Genomic DNA, 4,758 nt, shown 5'->3' with positions numbered 1-4,758 from the left:
GTGTAATATAAATTAATTTTCTTTTTTATTTTATCTAACTCTCGATAAAATTAATAACCAATCTTACTAATTTAAATAAATGTTGTAGGTACTTGTATATCAGTTTATTTACTTGATAATTTAAAAGAATTTCATAATTTTCTTTATCTTATAGAAAAGTAATTACAGATATGTTTATTTTCTACTTAAAAAATCAATTAATACAGATGCTGAAAATAATACATACTGTAGTGGAGGTTATGAAATTTTTACAATTATTCTTAATTTTATCCAAAATTAATAAACGCTAGCTATAAGTCTAAAATAATTTGAGATCTTTTTGTACAATAACGGTATAATAACCCTTACATTCTATGCCGTTTCTGTGGCTCACTTCTTTATCGAGATTATTCTACATAGAATTCCTAGAATTTCCTATAAAAATCGCAATCTTAAGAGTAAGTATCATAATCCATCCTTGCTTGATTCTTCTATTCAAACGCTTTATTTCCTAAATAAGCGCCTCCTAAAATCTCAGAGCCATTCATTATTTGAAAATAATTCCTTAATATCCAGTGAAAACAGAATTGCTTTGAAAGAAGCTTCTCTAACAAGATCTCGCTATTAAAGGGATCAGTCATCAAATTTAGTAATTTTAGAGTAAATAATATCTATAAATCTATAAGGGAAAGGATCTTCTTGTAAGCACATAGAATCACTTTTGCTGCACCTACACTTAAAAAAGATTATAATAGCGGCTACTTATATACTCTTTATGAGCAATAAATGTATAATTGGCAATTTTCATTAAAAACAGCTATTACTGATATAGCTGAATTATGTCGTGAATTAGCACTCGATCCAAAAATATTTTCTCAAAGTCCTGAGACGACTCCTCATTTCTCCTTACGAGTACCAAGAGAATTTATCGCACGCATGGAAAAGGGTAACCCCAAAGATCCTCTATTATTACAAATTCTACCTCAAGCTAGGGAACTGCTAATCAACTCTTCAGGTTATTGCCTAGACCCTCTCAATGAAAAACAATCAAATCAGATCCCAGGTCTTCTACATAAATATCATGGGCGAGTGCTACTCACACTAAGCGGCGCTTGTGCAATTCATTGTCGCTATTGTTTTCGTCGTCATTTTCCCTATCATAAAAATACGCCTGGGAAACAAGGATGGAAGAGAATTTTTGATTATTTAAAATCAAATACTTCTATCACCGAAATTATTTTAAGTGGAGGTGATCCTTTAATAGTGAAAGACAACCTACTAGCTGAATTCATTTCTTATCTTGAAACAATCACTCATCTCAAACGCTTGCGTATTCATACACGTTTACCCATTGTTATTCCAGAAAGAATTACAAATGAATTTATCCATTTATTAGATTATACGCGATTATTACCTACAATTGTTATCCATTGTAACCACCCTAACGAAATCGATCAATCTGTTATAAGTACTTTACGTTCTTTACAAAGAACAAGAACAACCTTACTCAATCAATCTGTTTTATTAAAAAATATCAATGATCAAGCAGACACACTCATTCGTTTAAGTGAAAATTTATTTGAAGCTGGTGTTTTACCTTATTATTTACATCTCCTTGATCGGGTACAAGGAGCCGCGCATTTTGAAGTAAGTACAGTAAAAGCACAATATCTAATTTCAGAAATGATACAACGTCTGCCTGGTTATCTCGTTCCTAAATTAGTAAAAGAAATTGCAAATGCTCCAGCAAAAATACCTATTTTTATTAATCTCTAAGACACTCTTTAAATTTTCTGTCCAGAAGTTTCTTATTATAAATCAGAAAGTCAACTTAACGTTGAGGATACTAGGTCAGAATTTAGTTGGCTTTAAAAAATTAGTATAAAATTATGAGGGCTATTATATCTCTTCACGTAATAACTAAAATTCCATCATTCAAAATACGTCCTATAATGGTTTAACTAATATTCACTTCTTTGAAACGAGTCAAGGAAATTTCCAAGATATTTCGAGAAATCCAACCTTTTTTTAAAATGATCAGTTGTTTATTATTCTATATTCTACAGTCCAATAAAACGTATAAACTAAGATCAATTAAAATAAATTTCTATTATTCATCGAATCAAAGCACAAAGTTTATATAAGGCATCAAAATTTTAAAAATTGAAACAAAAACATAAGAGAGATTCTTAGAGATCAATAAAAGAGAAACTATCAAAGCTTAAACTTTCACTAAAACTTTCAGAATATAAAAAATTTTATGAAAGATATTCAACAAAATAAATGTTTATTTTAATTTTTTATTTTTTACTCCTTTCTTTTTAGCTAACAAAGAGAGTAAGATATTATTATTCGCTAAATTTTTTTACCTTTTATAAATACTCACACTATCCACTTTATAAAAATCTCAAGGTAGATTATTACCTTGACCTATTTCGTTAACTTTAAAAATTATTTAAATCATAGCTTTTTAAAGTTAAGTGTAGTTTTAAGTTAAGTGTAGTTTTCTAGAATAGAAAAATTAAGGTGCTATTTTCCATCCAATAATGTTAAGTTTATACAATATGCTTCAGCATTTGTTAAACGTTCAGGATAAATTTTAATAATTTCATTCCCTTATTTATTTAAATAATTCAGGTAATTCAGCGATAGGAAATACTAGCAACCATCCTCCCGTAATAATAATAGCTGAAGATATTGCAATTCTTTATTTGTCACCCACCAAGGTTCCATTACTTGTACTCCTGTTAGAACGGACTGTAATAATACTTTTCCTACTTCAGGTTTTTAAATACAAATTAACCAGAGTCATTAAAAAACCATAACCAGAATCAGAAGTTAATAAGTAAAAATGTTGATTTGTATTCATTAAAACTGACACAAATTAATCCCCAGCTTCAGGTATCAATTAACCTTTTATTAAAGGTTTACCTAGTCTCTGTGAAGACGGTAATTTATACGCTACTAATACATAAGCTTTTTCCTACTCGCTAAATCTAACAAAATTACCATCTCTTTACTTTTATACGGATCTGAATTTACATTAAAAATTCATTCCTAAATAATAATTTAGGTTCAGGGTATCACAATATCGTGTTTTTTCTGCAAGAAAAAGAAAGCAAACCTTTTTTGATAAAACCACGGTAACGGACTCAGATGAAATCATTGCGTCTTTACAAAAAGTTTGCTTTCATAGCAGGTTTTTCAATTAAAGGAGATTAACGCCCCCCCCCATGCTCATAATTTTTATTAGTAATTCATTAGGATCGAATTAATTTTGTATTTAATACTAAAATTTATTTGATCTCATTTTGTTTTTTAAGCTAATAGCGTCTATTCTGCTCAAATTCTCTTTTCTCTAAGTCTAGCCAATTGACGTAATTTAATTTCAAGAATAAGATTATGTTAGTTTTAGCTTGGTTTAAATTGTTTCATTAAAACAGGTTTTGGCTTCTCTTCTTGAGCATAATCATAATAATTTTTTCTAAATTCAAAAGATAATCATCAATTTATCTAAGATATGCAATCATTAAATATCGATTTCCAATCAATATTACAACCATTTCCAAACGCTTTAGATTTGATATAAGATAACATTCTTTTAAAAAAAGACAGCAAATTTTTAATATATCTATGGCCGTCCGTTTAACTCCTCCGATAACATTTAAATTAACCTGATAACTATGTTCTAAATCTGTTACGGCAAACAAATACATCATTAGTTCATCAATTATTCATCCTATGAAAGCGAGGAAACATAATAAAGCCACTTGGGATTTTTATGATTTGACTCATTATAATATCACTTACAGTAAGTAACTTTTTAAAAATTAACTATGCTACAACCTGCTCTAAAATTCAATTACTTAAAACATCATGCGGTAAAATGGAAATTACAGCTTCCTGATGTTCTTAACAATACCTTACAACCAGTTATATAAACATAAGCTACTTTTTTGCTCCATAGATGATTTGAATTGCACTACTACTATTGATAATAGTAGTGATAATTACAGCAAACGTTGGATAGTTAGACCCTTAAATAAATTTTATCACTTCTTTTAAAGTGGCCTCGGGGTTATCTAATAAATCAACGTAGGTATCTGCTACCTCAACAAGATTATGGGGGTCAGGATAATTATCTATTACCATACTTACTGCAATTCCTGATCTCCCACTTAATAATATATTTGGTAAGTGAACTGGAAAAAAAGAATTGGTTCTTGTAATAATCTAACATCAAAATAAAAGAATCTAGCATCGAAATAAAAGATCCAATTCAGAGTTCTCCCATCTTAAAGTTTAAATCATAACAGCCAAACATATAGAAAGAAAGTCGAGCTTCGGTATAAAACGGCATCATAACTGCGAATGATTTAGGATCCCCATCAAGAGCTCCCCATAAGTGTGCCCCTATTCATCTACAAAAGGATAGCGATTACAAGAAAAAAGAGGGGAAATAGTTATTGTGTTATTAAAAGCAAGAAGCACTTTCTGTATAACAAGTGGTTCCATTTTTGTGAGGATAAAATTTACCGATAACCTCCTCCTACAGTTTGCAGGGATTTTTTATACTGAGCACTCGATTGTAAATTTAATTTTGATACATTGTAAGGAATGTATTGTTACTCTAACTTTAAGTTTTTTCAAAAAATTCTGCTAAAAGCTGCTAATTAAAGGCTACTACTAGCTAATAAAATATATATTATTATCTCTCACAAAGAAATATATATGACTGGCTTAAGTCTCATAGGAGTATATAAAATTTCTAGACATTTG

At 29.3% G+C, this 4,758-nt stretch carries 2 protein-coding genes; one reads left to right on the top strand and one right to left on the bottom strand.

Annotated features, from left to right (window positions below; all coding sequences use genetic code 11):
- Positions 1 to 765 precede the first annotated feature (765 nt).
- On the top strand, positions 766 to 1,755 hold the full coding sequence (gene epmB, locus CLERM_RS03375; protein WP_102157180.1) for an EF-P beta-lysylation protein EpmB: 990 nt from the start codon (positions 766 to 768) through the stop codon (positions 1,753 to 1,755).
- 1,733 nt (positions 1,756 to 3,488) lie between these two features.
- On the opposite strand, the gene CLERM_RS03370 is transcribed toward epmB, so the two are convergent.
- Complete coding sequence (locus CLERM_RS03370; protein WP_145996288.1) at positions 3,489 to 3,698, bottom strand: hypothetical protein; 210 nt, start codon at positions 3,696 to 3,698, stop codon at positions 3,489 to 3,491.
- Between the last annotated feature and the right edge of the window lie 1,060 nt (positions 3,699 to 4,758).

The sequence above is a fragment of the Coxiella-like endosymbiont genome (assembly GCF_002871095.1).
GTDB lineage: Bacteria > Pseudomonadota > Gammaproteobacteria > Coxiellales > Coxiellaceae > Coxiella.
This window is presented reverse-complemented; position numbering and strand designations above follow the sequence as displayed.